17 protein-coding genes and 1 riboswitch are annotated in these 17865 nt (G+C 64.0%); of the genes, 11 read left to right on the forward strand and 6 right to left on the reverse strand.

Annotation, left to right across the window (positions count from 1 at the left end):
- Positions 1–94 precede the first annotated feature (94 nt).
- Complete coding sequence (locus B5E42_RS13455; protein ID WP_087240517.1) at positions 95–715, reverse strand: Crp/Fnr family transcriptional regulator; 621 nt, start codon at positions 713–715, stop codon at positions 95–97.
- A 101-nt stretch (positions 716–816) separates the two neighbouring features.
- Here B5E42_RS13455 and leuC point away from each other — a divergent pair, with 101 nt between their 5' ends.
- From leuC to B5E42_RS13485, 6 genes are all read left to right on the forward strand, one after another.
- Positions 817–2076: a 3-isopropylmalate dehydratase large subunit gene (gene leuC, locus B5E42_RS13460; protein ID WP_087240519.1), complete on the forward strand. Its 1260-nt coding sequence runs from the start codon at positions 817–819 to the stop codon at positions 2074–2076.
- Between the two features lie 63 nt (positions 2077–2139).
- Entirely contained in the window at positions 2140–2625 is a 486-nt protein-coding gene (locus B5E42_RS13465) for a 3-isopropylmalate dehydratase small subunit (RefSeq protein ID WP_087240521.1), read from the forward strand.
- Positions 2622–3698 (forward strand): 3-isopropylmalate dehydrogenase, encoded by a 1077-nt coding sequence (leuB, locus tag B5E42_RS13470; RefSeq protein ID WP_087240523.1) that lies wholly within the window; start codon positions 2622–2624, stop codon positions 3696–3698. The genes B5E42_RS13465 and leuB overlap by 4 nt, the downstream gene beginning before the upstream one ends.
- Positions 3699–3987: 289 nt before the next feature.
- Positions 3988–4776 carry a type III pantothenate kinase gene (locus B5E42_RS13475; RefSeq protein ID WP_087240524.1) on the forward strand — a complete coding sequence of 263 codons (789 nt, stop codon included), beginning with the start codon at positions 3988–3990 and terminating at the stop codon, positions 4774–4776.
- Positions 4777–4880: 104 nt separating this feature from the next.
- Entirely contained in the window at positions 4881–5489 is a 609-nt protein-coding gene (locus B5E42_RS13480) for an ECF transporter S component (RefSeq protein WP_087240526.1), read from the forward strand.
- A gap of 165 nt (positions 5490–5654) precedes the next feature.
- Positions 5655–6845: a pyridoxal phosphate-dependent aminotransferase gene (locus B5E42_RS13485; protein ID WP_087240528.1), complete on the forward strand. Its 1191-nt coding sequence runs from the start codon at positions 5655–5657 to the stop codon at positions 6843–6845.
- 67 nt (positions 6846–6912) lie between these two features.
- Here B5E42_RS13485 and ribE read toward each other — a convergent pair whose 3' ends face one another.
- The 4 genes from ribE to ribD are packed head-to-tail and all read right to left on the reverse strand — an operon-like array spanning position 6913 to position 10421.
- Positions 6913–7377, reverse strand: coding sequence for a 6,7-dimethyl-8-ribityllumazine synthase (gene ribE, locus B5E42_RS13490; protein ID WP_087240530.1), 465 nt, complete (start codon positions 7375–7377; stop codon positions 6913–6915).
- Positions 7378–7400: 23 nt separating this feature from the next.
- Positions 7401–8600, reverse strand: a complete 1200-nt coding sequence (locus tag B5E42_RS13495) for a bifunctional 3,4-dihydroxy-2-butanone-4-phosphate synthase/GTP cyclohydrolase II (protein ID WP_087240532.1) — start codon at positions 8598–8600, stop codon at positions 7401–7403.
- A 14-nt stretch (positions 8601–8614) separates the two neighbouring features.
- A complete protein-coding gene (locus tag B5E42_RS13500; RefSeq protein ID WP_087240534.1) occupies positions 8615–9265 on the reverse strand; it encodes a riboflavin synthase in 651 nt (216 codons plus the stop codon).
- Positions 9246–10421: a bifunctional diaminohydroxyphosphoribosylaminopyrimidine deaminase/5-amino-6-(5-phosphoribosylamino)uracil reductase RibD gene (ribD, locus tag B5E42_RS13505; RefSeq protein ID WP_087240536.1), complete on the reverse strand. Its 1176-nt coding sequence runs from the start codon at positions 10419–10421 to the stop codon at positions 9246–9248. Before ribD ends, B5E42_RS13500 begins: the two co-directional genes overlap by 20 nt.
- A 94-nt stretch (positions 10422–10515) precedes the next feature.
- A riboswitch (FMN riboswitch) is annotated at positions 10516–10630 on the reverse strand.
- 254 nt (positions 10631–10884) lie between these two features.
- Between ribD and purB the strand changes: the two genes are divergently transcribed.
- Positions 10885–12324 carry an adenylosuccinate lyase gene (gene purB, locus B5E42_RS13510; RefSeq protein ID WP_275536307.1) on the forward strand — a complete coding sequence of 480 codons (1440 nt, stop codon included), beginning with the start codon at positions 10885–10887 and terminating at the stop codon, positions 12322–12324.
- A 28-nt stretch (positions 12325–12352) separates the two neighbouring features.
- On the forward strand, positions 12353–13336 hold the full coding sequence (locus tag B5E42_RS13515; protein ID WP_087240539.1) for an ATP-dependent 6-phosphofructokinase: 984 nt from the start codon (positions 12353–12355) through the stop codon (positions 13334–13336).
- A 133-nt stretch (positions 13337–13469) separates the two neighbouring features.
- Here the strand turns inward: B5E42_RS13515 and B5E42_RS13520 are convergent, their stop codons facing one another.
- Entirely contained in the window at positions 13470–14708 is a 1239-nt protein-coding gene (locus B5E42_RS13520; RefSeq protein WP_087240541.1) for a 6-phosphofructokinase, read from the reverse strand.
- 136 nt (positions 14709–14844) lie between these two features.
- Between B5E42_RS13520 and fba the strand changes: the two genes are divergently transcribed.
- The 3 genes from fba (at position 14845) to B5E42_RS13535 (ending at position 17829) form a co-directional block, all read left to right on the forward strand.
- Positions 14845–15810: a class II fructose-1,6-bisphosphate aldolase gene (gene fba / locus B5E42_RS13525; RefSeq protein ID WP_087240543.1), complete on the forward strand. Its 966-nt coding sequence runs from the start codon at positions 14845–14847 to the stop codon at positions 15808–15810.
- A gap of 175 nt (positions 15811–15985) precedes the next feature.
- Positions 15986–16432, forward strand: a complete 447-nt coding sequence (locus tag B5E42_RS13530) for a MarR family transcriptional regulator (protein WP_087240545.1) — start codon at positions 15986–15988, stop codon at positions 16430–16432.
- A complete protein-coding gene (locus tag B5E42_RS13535; RefSeq protein ID WP_242967143.1) occupies positions 16429–17829 on the forward strand; it encodes an MATE family efflux transporter in 1401 nt (466 codons plus the stop codon). The genes B5E42_RS13530 and B5E42_RS13535 overlap by 4 nt, the downstream gene beginning before the upstream one ends.
- Positions 17830–17865 lie beyond the last annotated feature (36 nt).

Genomic DNA, 17865 nt, shown 5'->3' on the forward strand with positions numbered 1-17865 from the left:
CGATTTGCATTTTATATACAATAGTATCATCAAAAGAAAAGGGATGCACCGCGGTATTCCGCAGCGCATCCCTTTTTGTCAGAGACCCGGCCCGTCAGGCGCCGTTTTCAGAGAGGTATGCCTCCATGGCCGCACGGTTCAGCAGCCGGAGGCTCCGATAGCCTGTCCGTACCCAGCCCAGCCGGTCGAAGGCCCCGAGCACCCGGCTCACAGTCACCCGGCTTACCCCCACAGAGGAGCCGATTTCCTCGTGGGAGCAGTGCAGCTCCCCGTCAGGCCCCGCAGGGAGGGCGAGCAGGTGCCTGGCGATCCGCTTGTCGGCCGGGAGGAAGGCGCTGTCCACGTGGGCGGAGAGCAGGCGCACGGTTCTGGCCAGGTACTCCAGCATGGACACGGCCAGATCCGGGTGGCGGGCAAAGACCGCCTCCAGCCGCCGCCGGTCTACCGCCACCAGCTGGCAGGGGGTGACCGCCACGGCGGAGGACACCCTGGGCTGGCGGTCGAAAAAGGCCGCCTCGCCGATGAGTTCCCCGCTGTGGTGGAGGGTGAGGGTGCGCTCGTCCCCCTCCGGCGAGCTGATGAAGCATTTCACCGTGCCGGAGAGGATATAGTAAAACTGGTTGGCCTCGGTGTCCTGAAGATAGATCATCTGGCCGGCCGCCCATTTCTGGGGCCGGCAGCCCTCGGCCAGAGGCGCCCAAATATCTGCTTGCATGGCACACACCTCCTGTCATCATAATTGTAACACGGTTTACATTCTTTTGACAAGGGCCATGGTATGCTGGACAGGACAAAAAGAAAGAGGAGGCACCCAACATGGGAATGACCATGACCCAAAAGATCCTGGCCAAGCACGCCGGCCTGGATCACGTTGTCCCCGGCCAGCTGGTGGAGGCCAGGCTGGATCTGGTGCTGGGCAACGACATCACCACCCCGGTGGCGGTTTCCGAATTCGATAAGGCCGGGCTGACCCAGGTATTCGACAAGGACAGGATCGCCCTGGTGCTGGATCACTACACCCCCTGCAAGGATATCAAGGCCGCCCAGCTCTGCGCCCAGGTGCGGGAGTTTGCCAAGCGGTTCAACATCACCCACTTCTACGACGTGGGCTGCATGGGGGTGGAGCACGCCCTGCTGCCGGAAAAGGGCCTCACCGCCCCCGGCGAGTGCATGATCGGCGCCGACTCCCACACCTGCACCTACGGCGCGGTGGGCATGTTCTCCACCGGCGTGGGCTCCACCGACATGGCCGCCGGCATGGCCACGGGCCTGGCCTGGTTCCGCATTCCCTCCGCCATCAAGGTGACTTTGAAAGGGAAGCTCCAGCCCTGTGTCTCCGGCAAGGACGTGATCCTCCACCTCATCGGCACCATCGGGGTGGACGGCGCCCTGTACAAGTCCCTGGAGTTCGGCGGGGAAGGGGTGGCCTCCCTGTCCATGGACGACCGCTTCACCATCGCCAACATGGCCATCGAGGCCGGCGCCAAAAACGGCATCTTCCCCGTGGACGACAAGACCCGGGCCTATCTGGACGGCCGGGTGACCCGGCCCTGGGAGGCGGTGGAGCCCGATCCCGACGCCGAGTATGAGCAGGAGGTGGTCATCGACCTGGATACCCTCCAGCCCACCGTGGCCCTGCCCCACCTGCCCTCCAACACCCGCACCGTGGATCAGGTGGCGGGCACCCACATCGACCAGGTGGTCATCGGCTCCTGCACCAACGGCCGGCTGGACGACCTCCGTCAGGCCGCGGCGGTGCTCAAGGGCCGCAAGGTTCACGACGGGGTGCGCTGCATCGTCATCCCCGCCACCCAGCAGATCACTCTGGACGCCATGGCCGAGGGCCTGATCCAGACCTTCATCGAGGCCGGCTGCGCCGTGTCTACCCCCACCTGCGGCCCCTGCCTGGGCGGCCACATGGGCGTGCTCTCTGACGGGGAGCGGGCTATCTCCACCACCAACCGCAATTTTGTGGGCCGCATGGGCCCCGTCACCTCCGAGATCATCCTGGCCAACCCGGCGGTGGCCGCCGCCTCCGCCGTGGCGGGGTGCGTGGCGGATCCCCGCAAGCTGTAACCGGCCGGTTCTGAATCTGTAGGGCGGGGGCTTGTCCCCGCCGCCCAAGAAAGGATTGTTATCATGAAGGTCTATAAATACGGCGACAACGTGGATACCGACGTGATCATCCCCGCCCGGTATCTCAACGCCCCCGACGAAAAGTCCCTGGCCTCCCACTGCATGGAGGACATCGACGCCAGCTTCGCCTCCACCGTGGAGCCGGGCGACATCATCGTGGCCGGGGCCAACTTCGGCTGCGGCTCCTCCCGGGAGCACGCCCCCCTGGCCATCAAGGCCAGCGGCGTCAAGTGCGTGATCGCCCCCTCCTTTGCCCGCATTTTCTACCGCAACGCCATCAACATCGGCTTCCCCATCCTGGAGTGCGCCGAGGCGGCGGAGGGCATCCAGGCCGGCGACACGGTGAGCGTGGACTTCAGTACCGGCGTGATCACCGACGAGACCACCGGCAAGACCTATCAGGCCGCGCCCCTGCCCGAGTTTGTCCAGGGCATCGTGGACAACGGCGGCCTGCTGAAATCCTTGAAGGCCCGGGGGGTGGCGAAATGAATTACAAAATCGCCCTGATCCGGGGCGACGGCATCGGCCCCGAGGTGGTGGGGGAGGCCGTCAAGGTGCTGGAGGCCGTGGGCAGGAAATTCGGCCACAGCTTCACCTATGAGGAGGTGCTGCTGGGCGGCTGCGCCACCGACGCGGTGGGGAAGAGCTACCCCGACGGCACCGCCGAGAAGTGCAGGGCCTGCGACGCGGTGCTGCTTGGCGCGGTGGGCGGCCCCAAGTGGGGGCCGGACAAGCCCGCCGAGCAGCGGCCGGAGACCGCCCTGCTGGCCATCCGCAAGGATCTGGGCCTGTACGCCAACCTGCGCCCCGCAGCCCTCCGGCCCGCCATGGCCGGGGCCTGTCCCCTGAAAAAGGAGACGGCGGAGAAGGGCATCGACCTGATGATGGTGCGGGAACTCACCGGCGGCGTCTACTTCGGCAAGCGGGACAAGTACCAGACCGAGGATCGGGGCCTGGAGTGTACCGATCTGATGGCCTACTCGGAGAAGGAGATTGAGCGGGTGGGCCGCCGGGCCTTTGAGTTGGCCCGGCTCCGCCGGAAGAAGGTGTCCAGCGTGGACAAGGCCAACGTGCTGGAGACCAGCCGTCTGTGGCGCTCCGTCATGCACCGGCTGGCGGAGGAGTATCCCGACGTGCAGTACGAGGACGTGCTGGTGGACAACTGCGCCATGCAGCTGGTGAAGGATCCCGGCCAGTTCGACGTGGTGGTCACCGAGAACATGTTCGGCGACATCCTGTCCGACGAGGCCAGCATGGTCACCGGCTCCATCGGCCTGCTGCCCTCCGCCTCCATCGGCGACACCGCCCCCGGCCTGTACGAGCCCATCCACGGCTCCGCCCCCGACATCGCCGGACAGGACAAGGCCAACCCCATCGCCACCATCCTGTCCGTGGCCATGATGTTCCGCTACTCCTTCCACCTGGCCGCCGAGGCCGACGCGGTGGAGGCGGCGGTGGACGCGGTGCTCTCCGAGGGCTGGCGCACCCCCGACATCGCCGAGCCCGGCGTCACCCCCATCGGCACCAGACAGATGGGAGATCTGATCTGCCAGCATATCTGACCATCGGCGGGCGGCCACCTGGCTGCCCGCCTCAGCCTGTCGAAAAAGTTTTTTCGACAGGCTGCTGAACTTTTTGAAACTTCAAAGAAGTTTCAAAAAGTTGTTTGATCCAACGCGAAAGGGAACCCTGACGGTTCCCTTTCACACTATCCTTCCCTCCGAATCCTTTGGCTGGAGGGTTTATCGACAGCCTCCGGCGGGCGGACACTTGGCTGCCCGCCTTTCTCTTGACCGGCCAGATCCCATTTGATATAATGAGTTCAAAAGCAGAGAAGGGGAGGGGACGGCTGTGATTCTGGCGGTAGACGTAGGCAACTCCAACACCACCGTCGGGCTGTTTGACGAGGCGGGGAAGCTGACCCTCCGGGCCCTGCTGGAGACCTCCCGGGGCAAAACCCGGGATCAGTGCGCCATTGATCTGCTGGGCGTGCTGAATCTCTACGGCGCCCAGGCGCGGGCGGTGGACGGGGCCATCCTGTCCAGTGTGGTGCCCCCCCTGACCGCTGTTTTCATCGACGCTATCGCACGGCTCACCGGGAAGCCCCCTCTGGTGGTGGGGCCCGGCATCAAGACGGGCCTGAACATCAAGGCGGAGATCCACAACCAGCTGGGCAGCGACATTGTGGCCTCCTCTGTGGCGGCCATTGACAGGTATCCCAGCCCCCTGGTCATGGTGGATATGGGCACGGCCACGTCCCTGTCCCTGATTGTGGGCAGCGTGTACGAGGGGTGCAGCATCATGCCCGGCCTGGCCCTGGCGCTGGACGCCCTTTCGGAGCGTGCGGCGGCTCTGCCGCCTATCTCCCTGGAGAGCCCGTCCACGCCGACGCTGCTGGGACACACCACCGAGGAGGCCATGCGCTCCGGCGTGCTCTATGGACACGCCAGCATGGTGGACGGCATGGTAGACCGGATGGAGGCGGAGCTGGGGCAGGCGGTCACGGTGGTTGCCACCGGCGGCAACGCCCCCCGCATCCTGCGCTATTGCAAACGGCATATCCACTACGATGCCGACCTGGTCATGACCGGGCTTTATCTGCTCTATCAGCGCAACGCAAAAAAGCACCGGAAGGCGTGACGCTTCGGCCCATTTCCCTGTACTCGACGGCTGCTCGCCGTGAGTAAATACATTGCGCTGCATCCTTGAAGGAGAGAGGAGCGGCAGCAGGAGGTAAAGTGAATATGAGAGCACATGAGAAAACCAGGCGGCTGACAGGACTGGCCCTGATGACGGCCATCGTCATAGTCCTGCAGCTAGTCGCAAGCGCGCTGGTCAAGGTGGGCGTGTTCGCCCCCACCCTGACCCTGGCCCCCATCCTGATCGGGGCCGCCATCTACGGCCCCAAAGCGGGCGCCTATCTGGGCGGCGTGTTCGGGGTGGTGGTGACCATCACCTGCATCATCGGCTGGGATGCGGGCGGCAACGCCCTTTGGAATGCCAATCCCTTTTTGACCGCCCTGATCTGCATTGTCAAGGGAGTGGCGGCCGGCCTGGCGGCCGGCCTGGTCTATCGGGCTGTCGTGGGAGACAGCCTGGCCCACGGCCGGATGATAGCCGGCTCCGTTGCGGCCGGCATTGTCAGCCCGGTGGTCAACACCGGAATTTTCCTGCTTGGCCTGTTCTTCCTGTTCCCCAGCTTTTTGGAGGCGTGGGCCACCAGCGCGGGACAGACGGTTCTCACCTATATGATTTTTACCATGGTCAGCATCAACTTTGCTCTGGAGCTGGTCATCAACCTGGTGCTCAGTACCGTGATCGTCCGCGTCATCGGCGCGCGGATGCTCCGCTGACAACAAGCCCACAGACGGCGTCCATCCGAACCGGATGGACGCCGTTTTGCATTTTGCCAAGAAAAATCATTCATAATTGGCGAGAATTTTTGGATAAGGGCTTGCAATTTTGCAAGTTGAGGCATATAATAGGGCAGAATTTGATAAGACAAGGGAGAGATTCCATTGAAAGAGCTGTCCAGGATCGCCACGGAGGTTCGCGCTTCCACCACCATGGCCATTGACGCCATGTTCAAGCAGATGAAGGCTGACGGCATCGACGTCATCGGCTTCGGCGCCGGTGAGCCCGACTTCAATACCCCCGACGAGATCAAGGCGGCGGGCATTGCCGCCATCGAGCAGAACGTGACCCGCTACACCCCCGCCGCCGGCACGGTGGAGCTACGCCAGGCGGTGTGCGGCCGCATGAAGGCGGACTACGGCCTGGAGTACAAGCCCAGCCAGGTGGTGGTGAGCAGCGGCGCCAAGCACCTGGTGTACCTGGCTCTGCGGGCCCTGGTCAACCCCGGCGACGAGGTGATCCTGCCCGCGCCCTACTGGGTCAGCTACTATGAGCTCATCAAGATGGTGGGCGGCGTGCCCGTGGTGGTCACCGCCACGGAGGCCGAGCACTTCAAGCTCACCGCGGAGAAGCTCTCCGCCGCCATTACCCCCAAAACCAAGGCCATCATGCTCAACAACCCCTCCAACCCCACCGGCATGATGTACAGCAGGGAGGAGCTGGAGGCCCTGGCCGCCGTATGCACCAAGGCGGACATCTATGTCATCTCCGACGAGATCTACGCCTGCCTGGTCTATGACGGCGGGGAATTCACCAGCTTTGCCGCCCTCAGCGAGGACGCCAAGGAGCGCACCATCCTCATCAACGGCGTGTCCAAGGCCTACGCCATGACCGGCTGGCGCATCGGCTACGCCTGCGCCAACGACCAGATCGCCAAGGTGATGGCCAACTATGTCAGCCACTCTACCGGCTCCCCGGTGGCCATCTCCCAGAAGGCCTCCGTGGCCGCCCTCACCGGCTCCCAGGAGAAGGTGGAGACCATGCGCCAGGCTTTTGAGGAGCGCCGCAACTATATCGTGGAGCGGATGAACGCCATCCCCGGCGTCAGCTGCATCAAGCCCGAGGGCGCCTTCTACGTGATGATGAACCTGGAGAAGCTCATCGGCAAGACCATCCACGGTGTGGAGATCACCGACGACGACGTGTTTGCCGACGCCTTCCTGAAATACGGCCTGGTGGCCGTGGTGCCCGGCTCCGGCTTCGGCGCGCCCAACTTCGTCCGCTGGTCTTACGCCACCTCCATGGACAACATCAAGGAGGGGCTGAACCGCCTGGAGAAGTTCCTCCAGGGCTGATTTCCCGGGAAACTGACAACACCCCCGCTGGCCGCGGCCAGCGGGGGTGCTTTACGGATTGGACGGATTACGCCATGCCCCGCAGCAGGTTGACCATCTCAATGGCCCCCTGGGCGCACTCGGCGCCCTTGTTGCCCGCCTTGGTGCCGGCCCGCTCGATGGCCTGCTCAATGGTGTCCGTGGTGAGCACGCCGAAGAGCACCGGCACGCCGGTGTTCAGGGACACATTGGCTACCCCCTTGGACACCTCGGCGCACACATAGTCATAGTGGCTGGTGGCCCCCCGGATCACCGCTCCCAGGGTGATGACCGCGTCGTATTTTCCGCTCTTGGCCATGGCCTGGGCCGCCAGGGGGATCTCAAACGCGCCGGGCACCCAGGCCACGGCGATGTCCTCACTCCGCACCCCATGACGGAGCAGGCCGTCCTCACAGCCGCTGAGCAGCTTGGAGACGATGAACTCGTTGAACCGTGCCGCCACGATGCCCACGCGGATGCCCTCGGATACCAGTTTGCCCTCATAGATTTTCATAGCAAAGCGCTCCCTTCCGTTTCTCAGTAATTCAAAATATGCCCCATGCGGTGCTGCTTGGTCTCCAGATAGAAGCGGTCTTCCTCGGTGGCCTCCATCTGGATGGGTACCCGCTCCACGATGGTCAGGCCGAAGTCGGCGAGCTGGTACACCTTGTCCGGATTGTTGGTGAGCAGGCGCATGGTCTTTACCCCCAGATCGCGGAGAATCTGGGCGCCGATGTAGTACTCCCGGAGATCTCCGGCAAAGCCCAGGGCCAGGTTGGCCTCCAGGGTGTCCATGCCCTGATCCTGGAGGGCGTAGGCCTTCAGCTTGTTCAGCAGGCCGATGCCCCGGCCCTCCTGCCGCATGTAGAGGAGCACGCCCCGGCCCTCCCGCTCAATCTGGGTCATGGCGGCGGCCAGCTGCTGGCCGCAGTCGCACCGCAGGGAGCCGAAGCAGTCGCCGGTGAGGCACTCGGAGTGAACCCGGCACAGCACATTTTCGCCGTCCCCGATGTCCCCCTTTACCAGGGCCACGTGGTGCTCCCCGTTGAGCCGGTTTCGGTAGCCGTAGGCGGTGAACTGGCCGTACCTGGTGGGCAGGCGGGTGACCGCCACCTGCTCCACCAGCTTCTCGTGCCGCTTGCGGTAGGCCTGGAGATCCCGGATGGTGATGAACTTCAACCCCCACTCCTTCGCCTTCTCCTGGAGCTGGGAGGCGCGCATCATGGTGCCGTCGTCCCCCATGATCTCGCAGCACAGGCCGCAGGGCTTCAGCCCCGCCAGCCGCAGGAGATCCACCGTGGCCTCGGTGTGGCCCGCCCGCTCCAGCACGCCGTGCTCCCGGGCCAGCAGGGGGAACATATGGCCGGGCCGCCGGAAGTCCTCCGGCCGGGCGCTGTCATCGGCGCAGGCCCGGGCGGTGACCGCCCGCTCCTGGGCCGAGATACCGGTGGTGGTGGACACGTGGTCGATGGAGACGGTGAAGGCCGTCTCGTGGTTGTCCGTGTTGTGGGACACCATCTGGGGGAACCGGAGCCTCTGGATGAACTCCAGGGACATGGGCATACAGATGAGCCCCTTGCCGTGGGTAGCCATGAAGTTGACCTGCTCGGTGGTGACGGACTGGGCCGCGCAGATCAGATCCCCCTCGTTCTCCCGATCCGGGTCGTCGGTGCACAGGATCATGCGGCCCTGCCGCAGCTCCTCCAGGGCCTCTTCAATGGTGCTGTATTGAAACATGATAGTAATCCTCCTCAGAAGCCGTTCTGCGCCAGAAACTCCAGGGTGAGGCCGCCGGCTGGGGCGGCCTCTGTCTCCCGTGGGCGCAGCAGCTTTTCCACGTATTTGCCGATGATGTCGGTCTCCAGGTTGACCACATCCCCCGGCCCCTTGCCGCCCAGAATGGTGACGGCGGCGGTGTGGGGGATGACCGAGACGGAGAAGTCCCGCTCCGTCACCCCGGCCACCGTCAGGCTGATGCCGTCCATGGCGATGGAGCCCTTCTCCACGATGTACCGCAGCAGAGAGGGGGAGGCTGCCACCGTGTACCATACGGCGTTGTCGTCCCGCCGCCTGGCGGTGATGGTGCCGGTGCCGTCGATGTGGCCGGAGACGATGTGCCCGCCCAGACGGCCGCCCGCCGGCAGGGCCCGCTCCAGATTGACCCTGCCGCCCGCCGTGAGGGCGGACAGGGAGGAGCGGTTCAGCGTCTCGTGCATCACATCGGCGGTGAAGCCGCCGGAGTCGACCGCTGTGGCAGTGAGGCACACGCCGTTGACCGCCACGCTGTCCCCGATTTTCAGGCCGTCCAGAATCTCCCTGGCACCGATGGAGAGCACCGATGAGTGGGCCCCCCGGCGGACGGAGCGGAGGACGCCCACCTCCTCAACCAGCCCGGTGAACATGCGTTTCCACCTCGCCTTCCAGCAGGATGTCGTCCCCCAGCCGGGTGACGGTAAGGCCGCTGAGTTGCAGCGCCCTGTCCGGCAGGGCCACCCCCAGGCCGCCCACGGGGGAGGGGGCGTCCGCCCCGCCGAAGAGCTTGGGGGCGATGTAGGCCTGTACCTTCTGCACCAGCCCGGCGTCCATGAAGGCCCCGGCCATGGCCGCGCCGCCCTCCACCAGGAGGCTGTCGATCTCCTCTTTTCCCAGCCGGTTCAGCAGAGCGGGCAGATCTACCCGTCCGTCCGGGCAGGGCAGCTCCCATACCCGGCACCCCGCAGCCTCCAGCGCGGCCCGGCGGGCCGGATCGGCCTGGGCGGCGGCCACCACCGTGGGCACCTCCCGGGCGGTTTTGACCAGGCTGGAGTCCAGGGGGAGCCGCAGGGCAGAGTCGCAGATCACCCGCAGGGGGTTGCGGCCGCCCTCAAGACGGCAGGTGAGCAGAGGGTCGTCTGCCAGGGCGGTGCCGATGCCCACCAGAATGGCGGAGCATCGGTGGCGATCCCGGTGCACCCGGCGGCGGGCCTCCTCGCCGGTGATCCACCGGGATGCCCCGGTGCGGGTGGCGGTCTTGCCGTCCAGGGTCATGGCGTATTTCAGCACCACATAGGGCCGCCCGGATTGGATGTAGTGGAAGAACACCCGGTTGAGGGCGTCGCACGCCCCCTGGAGCACGCCGGTGTCCACCCGGACGCCGCGGGCCCGCAGGATGTCCAGGCCCCGGCCCGCCACCAGGGGGTTGGGGTCGCCGGAGCCCACCACCACCCGCGCAATCCCGGCCTCCAGGATGGCGTCGGTGCAGGGGGGCTGCCGCCCCTGGTGGCAGCAGGGCTCCAGGGTGACGTAGAGGGTGGCTCCGGCGGGGGAGCAGGTGCAGTCCGCCAGTGCCTCCCGCTCGGCGTGGAGCCCGCCGCATCTGCGGTGCCATCCCCGGCCGATAACCGCCCCGTCCTTCACCAGGACGGCCCCCACCATGGGGTTGGGGGAAGTCCAGCCCGCACCCCGCTCCGCCAGCTCCAGGGCCATGGTCATGTAGTCCTCGTCTGTTTTTCTCGTATGCCTCGCCTCCGAAAAGAAAAGATGCCTTGAACCAGAGTCCAAGGCATCACGGCCGGGCATCCGCCCCCGCGGCAAACAAAAAAGCCCTGGAATCTGCAAATTCCAGAGCACTCTTTCCAAACACGCGCGGGGACAGCAAACAGACGCTGCGGCACACGATCTTCTTCCATCCAGACTGTACTGTCGGCCCCGGAGTCACACCGGGTCATGCCTTTCGGCTCGCGGGCTATACCGCCGGTGGGGAATCGCACCCCGCCCTGAAGATCCTGATTCAATTGAGACAAGTATACTACCCGGAGGGATGCCTGTCAACTCCCTTTTTTCCATTTTCCACAAAGGAAGGGCCGGAGGGAACAGGTTCTTTTGCGGGATTTTTTCTTGCCCCCGCACGGTTTTTGTGATAGGATAAACCCGCTTGAATCGGCGGCGGAACCCGCCTGCAAATTTTTCCTTGTGAGCCGACCAGTTTTATAGTATACTAGTCCCGTTGTATTTTGACGGAACTGGAAAAGAGGTTATGCCTGTGCGTCACGACCGATATGAGAGTCCGCTGTCCTCCCGCTATGCCAGCGATGAGATGCAGTATGTGTTCTCTCCGGATAAGAAGTTCACCACCTGGCGCCGCCTGTGGGTGGCCCTGGCCCGGGCCGAAATGGAGCTGGGCCTGCCCGTCAGCCAGGAGCAGGTGGACGAACTGTCCGCCCATATTGACGACATCGACTACGACAAGGCGGCAGAATATGAGAAAAAGCTCCGCCACGACGTGATGGCCCACGTCCATACCTACGGAGACGCCTGCCCCAAGGCCATGCCCATCATCCATCTGGGCGCCACCAGCTGCTATGTGGGGGACAACACCGACATCATTCTGATGCGGGAGGCCCTGGAGCTGGTGCGCGACAAGCTGGTGCGGGTGCTGAACCATCTGGCCGGGTTTGCCCGGCAGTACAAGGCCCTGCCCACCCTGGGCTTCACCCACTTCCAGCCCGCCCAGCTGGTGACGGTGGGCAAGCGGGCCACCCTGTGGATGAATGAGCTGCTGATGGATCTGGAGGAGGTGGAGCACCGCATTGCCTCCCTGAAGCTGCTGGGCAGCAAGGGTACCACCGGCACCCAGGCCTCCTTCCTGGAGCTGTTCGAGGGCGACCACGAGAAGTGCCGGGAGCTGGAGCGGAAGATCGCCGCTGAGATGGGCTTTGACGGGGTGGTTCCCGTGTCCGGGCAGACCTATTCCCGGAAGATGGACTACTATGTGGTGTCCACCCTGTCCGGCATCGCCCAGTCAGCCAGCAAGTTCGCCACCGATATGCGCCTGCTCTGCCACCTGAAGGAGGTGGAGGAGCCCTTCGAGAAGAACCAGATCGGCTCCTCGGCCATGCCCTACAAGCGCAACCCCATGCGGTGCGAGCGCATCTGCGCCCTGGCCCGGTACGTCATGGCCGACGCGGTGAACCCCGCCGTCACCGCCTCCAGCCAGTGGTTTGAGCGCACCCTGGACGACTCTGCCAACAAGCGCCTCTCCGTGCCTGAGGCCTTCCTGGCTGTGGACGCCATTCTGAACATCTATGCCAATGTGGCCGGCGGCCTGGTGGTTCACGAGAAGGTCATCGAAAAGCACGTGCTGGAGGAGCTGCCCTTCATGGCCAGCGAGAACATCATGATGGATGCGGTAAAGCGGGGCGGCAACCGCCAGGAGCTCCACGAGCGCATCCGGGTGCTGAGCCAGGAGGCGGGGGCCAACGTGAAGGATCGGGGCCTGTCCAACAACCTCATCGACCTGATCGCCGCCGACCCGGCCTTCTCCATGCTGAGCCGGGAGGAGCTGACCGCCCATCTGGAGCCCGCCCGCTACATCGGCCGGTGTCCGGAGCAGGTGGAGGAGTTCCTGGCCGCCGATGTGGAGCCGGTGCTGGAGAAGTATGCCGGCGCCCTGGCGGGCCGTGAGACAGAACTGAAGGTTTGACCGACTGATACAGAAAGGGAGATTCTACATGGAAAAAGCAGTGCGCCGCATCGGCGTGTTTACCAGCGGGGGAGACGCCCCCGGCATGAATGCCGCCATCCGTGCCGTGGCCCGTACCTGCCAGCACATGGGTATTGAGTGCGTGGGCATCCGGCGGGGCTACCACGGCCTGATCAACGGCGATTTTACCAAGCTGGATTTTGAGAGCGTCAGCGATCTGTCCCGCCGGGGCGGCACCATGCTCTACTCCGCCCGCAGCGAGGAGTTCAAGACCCCCGCCGGCCAGGAGCGTGCCGTGGCTACCTGCAAGATGCTGGGCCTGGATGCGCTCATCGGCATCGGCGGCGACGGCACTTTCCAGGGCCTGCTCCGCCTGGCGGAGCGGGGCCTCTCTGTGGTGGGCATCCCCGGCACCATCGACAACGACATCGCCTGCTCCAGCTACACCATCGGCTACGACACCGCCTGCAACACCGCCCTGGAGTCCATCGACAAGCTGCGGGACACCATGCAGTCCCATGAGCGCTGCTCCGTGGTGGAGGTCATGGGCCACCGGGCGGGCCACCTGGCCCTCAACGTGGGCGTGGCCTGCGGCGCCACCGCCGTGATCGTCCCCGAGCACCCCGTGGACATTGAGAACGACCTGCTGGAGCCTATCCGCCGGGCCCGCCTGGGCGGGCGCACCCACTTCATGGTCATTGTGGCCGAGGGCGTGGAGGGCGGTGCCTATGCCGTCGGCAAGGTCATTGAGGACGCCACCGCCCTGGATACCCGGGTCACCGTGCTGGGCCACATCCAGCGCGGCGGTTCCCCCTCCTCCCGCGACCGGATCACCGCCACCTACATGGGCTTCGAGGCGGTGCGGCTGCTGGCCGAGGGCAAGACCTGCCGCGTGGTGGCCCTCCAGGGCGAGAACTACGTGGATTACGACATCACCGAGGCCCTGCAGATGAGCAAGAGCCTGGATCAGCACACCTACGAGGTCATGCGCGCCCTGACCGGCGTACAGTAACCACTGGATCCATACGGCAAGGAGGCCGCCGCCCGCTGTCTGCGGGCGGCGGCCTCCTGTTATGAAACACCGCTTCATAGGCATTTGGATGAATCCCGCTCACACGAAAACCGGGTGCAGAGTCCTTTATCCTCTACCGCGTGGCCAGCACCTTTTTCAGGTGGGCGAAGCGGGGGAGGGAGTTCTCCAGCCGGTAATCGGCCTGCCCCTGGATGAGGGGGAGGGCGTAGTCGAGGAAGGGCTGCTCCACGCCGTTGCCGGCGGCGTTGATCCATCCGCGGGGAACCTTTTTCTCGAAGTTCGCCACGATATCCAGCGGCTCCAGCGTGGTCTCGCAGCGATAGCCGCCCTCCCGGGTGCAGCGGAAGGCCACCATCTTTCCGGTATTTCCGGCCACAGCGGCCTCCACCGCCGCCTTGCCAGCCAGATAGGCCTCGTCAATGTCGGTCTGGGAGGCAATATGGGTGCTGCACCGCTGGAGCAGAGAGAGCTCAATGCCCCGCACCTTTGCACCGGTGTGCAGCTTGATGATGTGGGCCAGACGGGTGGCCAGGCCGCCCAGCTGGACATGCCCGAACCCGTCGGTGGCGGAGATCTCCGCCTCGGACACATAACGGCCGTCGGCGTAGTGGATCCCCTCGGACGCGGCCACCATACACTTGCCCGTCCTTCCGTAGATCTCCTTGACGTCATGAATGAACCGATCCATATCAAAGTCGATCTCCGGCAGATAGAGCAGGTCGGGGCCGCAGCCGGTGAGCCCGGCCAGGGCGGCGGAGCCGGCCAGCCAACCGGCGTGGCGCCCCATGATCTCGATGATGGTAATCGTGCCGGTATCATATACGTGGGCATCGTGCCACACCTCGGCGCAGGAGGTGGCGATGTATTTGGCTGCGGAGCCGTAGCCGGGGCAGTGGTCGGTGCCGTTGAGATCGTTGTCGATGGTCTTGGGTACGCCGATGATGCGGCACTCATAGCCCTGAGCCTGCATATACCTGGAGATTTTGTTGCAGGTATCCATGGAGTCGTTGCCGCCGTTATAGAAAAAGTACCGCACGTCATAGCGCTGGAAGATCTCCAGAATACGGCGGTAATCGGTGTCGTCTCCCTCCGGATCTGCCAGCTTGTAGCGGCAGGAGCCCAGCACAGAGGCCGGCGTGCTGCGCAGCAGTTCCAGCTCGCCGGGATCCTCCTGTCCCATGTCGTACAGCTTGTCCTCCAGCACACCCTTGATGCCGTAGGCGGCGCCGAGCACCCGGGTAATGCAGTTGGTGTCCAGCGCGGTGCGGATCACGCCCAGGGCGCTGGCGTTGATGACGGCGGTTGGGCCGCCGGACTGCGCGATGATACAGGCCCCTCTCAATTCACTCATGTCTGACCCTCCTGAATCCAAAATTGGAATCTGTAGTTCGGGGTGATTTCTGCCAAATATCATAGCACGTCCCCTTGAAATTTTCAATGAGAACTGATAAAATCTAAGATGGATTTCGATAAAGGAGATGACTGCTATGCCTCTCGTTACTACCAAGGAAATGTTCCAGAAGGCTTATCACGGCGGTTATGCCATCGGCGCCTTCAATGTCAATAACATGGAGATCGTCCAGGGCATCACCGAAGCCGCCAAGGAGGTCAACGCCCCTCTGATCCTCCAGGTGTCCAAGGGCGCCCGTGCCTATGCCAACCACACCTATCTGATCAAGCTGGTGGAGGCCGCCATCATTGAGACCGGCCTGCCCATCTGCCTCCATCTGGATCACGGCGACAGCTTCGATATCTGCAAGAGCTGCATCGACGGCGGCTTTACTTCCGTGATGATCGACGCCTCCTCCAAGCCCTTCGAGGAGAACATCGAGCTCACCCGCAAGGTGGTGGAATATGCCCACGACCACGGCGTGGTGGTGGAGGCCGAGCTGGGCGCCCTGGCCGGCATTGAGGACGACGTGCAGGTGTCCGCCGAGGAGTCTCACTACACCCGCCCCGAGGAGGTGGAGGAGTTCGTCTCCAAGACCGGCTGCGACTCCCTGGCCATTGCCATCGGCACCAGCCACGGCGCTTACAAGTTCACCGCCGCCCAGTGCACCCGCAACGAGAAGGGCGAGTTGGTTCCCCCGCCCCTGCGCTTCGACATCCTGGACGAGGTGTCCAAGCGCCTGCCCGGCTTCCCCATCGTGCTCCACGGCTCCTCCAGCGTGCCTCAGGAGTATGTGAAGATGATCAACGAGAACGGCGGTAAGATGCCCGATGCCGTTGGCATCCCCGAGGCGGAGCTGCGTCAGGCCGCCCGCGGCGCGGTCTGCAAGATCAACATCGACTCCGATCTGCGCCTGGCCATGACCGGCACCATCCGCAAGTTCTTTGCCGAGCACCCCGACAAGTTTGATCCCCGGGAGTATCTGAAGCCTGCCCGGGCCAACATCAAGGAGCTGGTCAAGCACAAGCTCATCGACGTGCTGGGCTGCGACGGCAAGGCATAATCGTTAAAAAGCCGAAAAAGCAGGGAGGGGCGGATGCCTCTCTCTGCTTTTTTACAAAAATATTTGCGCGCGCAATTTTATAATTGCGCGCGCAAATATTTTTGGCTATAATATTGTCGAATTCACGGGACGGACTTTCACTGTGCTCCGCCCGAACTGCTGAGAGGAAGGAAAAATGGAGTTTATCCGGTGGTGCTCCATCCTTGACCGCCAAAACAAGCGGTATCTGGACAAAAAGCTGGCGCCCTTCGGGCTGAACAGCAGCCAGCACATGTACCTCATCCGGGTATGCCGGGAGCCGGGCATCACCCAGGACAGCCTGTTCTCCCGCTTTTATATTCATCCCAGCAACATCACCCGGGCCCTGGCCGCGCTGGAGCAGGGGGGCTTCCTCCGCAAGGAGCTCCATCCGCAGGATCGGCGTACCTGCCGCCTCTATCCCACGGAGCGGGGGCGGGAGGTCTACCAGCAGATCCTGGATATCTGTGACAGCTGGGAGGCCATGGTGATGGAGGGCCTCCCGCAGGAGGAGCGGGAGCACCTGGAGAAGCTGCTGCAGCGTCTGGGCCGCCGGGCGGTGGCACTGCTGGAGCAGCAGGAGAAAGAGAGGGAAACAACTTGAATCAGGAGCCGGAGATACGGACGGAAAATCCGCTGGGCTATGCGCCGCTGCCCACCCTGCTCAGGCGCTTTGCCGTGCCCAGCATCATCGCCATGCTGGTCAGCTCGCTGTATAACATCGTGGATCAGTTTTTCATCGGCCAGGGGGTTGGCTATCTGGGCAACGCGGCCACCAACGTGGCCTATCCGCTGACCACCATCTGCCTGGCCATTGCCCTGCTTATCGGCATCGGCAGCGCCTCCCGCTTCTCCCTGTCCCTGGGGGAGGGAAATCCGGAGCGGGCGGCCGAGGCCGTGGGCAACGCCATCGGCATGATGGTGCTCTTCGGACTGGCCTACGCGGTGGTGATCCAGCTCTTTCTGGAGCCTCTGCTCACCGCCTTCGGGGCTACAGAGGACGTCATGCCCTATGCCGTCAGCTATACCCGCATCACCGGCCTGGGCATGCCCCTGCTCATCATTACCAATGCCATGAGCAATCTGGCCCGGGCGGATGGAAGCCCCAAATATTCCATGGCCTGCATGCTGGTGGGGGCGGTCATCAACACCATTCTGGATCCCATCTGCATTTTCCTCTTCAACTGGGGGGTGGCGGGGGCGGCCTGGGCCACCGTGGCCGGACAGTTCGTGTCCTTCCTCATGGCCGTCCGCTATGCCCGGCACTTCCACCGCATCCAGCTCCAGAGAAGGCACTTCCGCCTGCGGCTGGATGCCTGCCTGCAGGCCGTCTCCCTGGGCCTGAGCGCCAGCCTCAATCAGCTGGCCATCACCTTTGTGCAGATCGTGCTCAACAACTCCCTGACCTACTATGGCTCCATGTCCCCCTACGGAAAGGAGATCCCTCTGGCCGCCTGCGGGATTGTGATGAAGGTCAACGCCATCATGCTGGCCGTCATCATCGGCATCAATCAGGGCTCCCAGCCCATCATCGGCTTCAACTACGGAGCCAGGCAGTTCCGGCGGGTGCGGGACATCTACCGCCTGTCCATCACCTATAACCTGGCCGTGTCGGTCACCGCCTTTCTGCTCTTCCAGCTGTTTCCCGCCCAGATCGTGGGCCTGTTCGGGGACAGCGGCAACACCCTGTACATGGAATTCGCCGTGAAATTCATGCGGATTTTCCTGTTCATGGCCTGTGTCAACGGGGTGCAGATGTTCTCCTCCAGCTTTTTCTCCGCCATCGGCAAGCCGATCCGGGGCGCGGTGCTCTCCCTGACCCGGCAGGTGATTTTCCTGGTTCCGCTGCTCCTCCTCCTGCCGCTGGTGTTCCCGGTGCCCATTGACGGTATACTGTTCGCCGGCCCCATCGCCGACGGGGCCGCCTTCCTCACCTCGGTGCTCCTGGTTCGCCATGAGATGGCACGCATCCGGCAGCAGGAGCTGGCCCAGACGCAATAGAAAACCGCAGCCCGCCGGGGGAACCCGGCGGGCTGC

Origin of the sequence: Flavonifractor sp. An10, from assembly GCF_002161215.1 — a bacterium.
GTDB classification, from domain to species: Bacteria; Bacillota; Clostridia; order Oscillospirales; family Oscillospiraceae; genus Flavonifractor; species Flavonifractor avistercoris.

Excerpts from the sequence above, each read along its gene's own strand:
- B5E42_RS13455 (WP_087240517.1), bottom strand. The coding sequence starts at position 715 with ATGCAAGCAGATATTTGGGCGCCTCTGGCCGAGGGCTGCCGGCCCCAG.
- leuC (WP_087240519.1), top strand. The coding sequence starts at position 817 with ATGGGAATGACCATGACCCAAAAGATCCTGGCCAAGCACGCCGGCCTG.
- B5E42_RS13465 (WP_087240521.1), top strand. The coding sequence starts at position 2,140 with ATGAAGGTCTATAAATACGGCGACAACGTGGATACCGACGTGATCATC.
- leuB (WP_087240523.1), top strand. The coding sequence starts at position 2,622 with ATGAATTACAAAATCGCCCTGATCCGGGGCGACGGCATCGGCCCCGAG.
- B5E42_RS13480 (WP_087240526.1), top strand. The coding sequence starts at position 4,881 with ATGAGAGCACATGAGAAAACCAGGCGGCTGACAGGACTGGCCCTGATG.
- ribE (WP_087240530.1), bottom strand. The coding sequence starts at position 7,377 with ATGAAAATCTATGAGGGCAAACTGGTATCCGAGGGCATCCGCGTGGGC.
- B5E42_RS13495 (WP_087240532.1), bottom strand. The coding sequence starts at position 8,600 with ATGTTTCAATACAGCACCATTGAAGAGGCCCTGGAGGAGCTGCGGCAG.
- B5E42_RS13500 (WP_087240534.1), bottom strand. The coding sequence starts at position 9,265 with ATGTTCACCGGGCTGGTTGAGGAGGTGGGCGTCCTCCGCTCCGTCCGC.
- ribD (WP_087240536.1), bottom strand. The coding sequence starts at position 10,421 with ATGCCCGGCCGTGATGCCTTGGACTCTGGTTCAAGGCATCTTTTCTTT.
- B5E42_RS13515 (WP_087240539.1), top strand. The coding sequence starts at position 12,353 with ATGGAAAAAGCAGTGCGCCGCATCGGCGTGTTTACCAGCGGGGGAGAC.
- B5E42_RS13520 (WP_087240541.1), bottom strand. The coding sequence starts at position 14,708 with ATGAGTGAATTGAGAGGGGCCTGTATCATCGCGCAGTCCGGCGGCCCA.
- fba (WP_087240543.1), top strand. The coding sequence starts at position 14,845 with ATGCCTCTCGTTACTACCAAGGAAATGTTCCAGAAGGCTTATCACGGC.
- B5E42_RS13530 (WP_087240545.1), top strand. The coding sequence starts at position 15,986 with ATGGAGTTTATCCGGTGGTGCTCCATCCTTGACCGCCAAAACAAGCGG.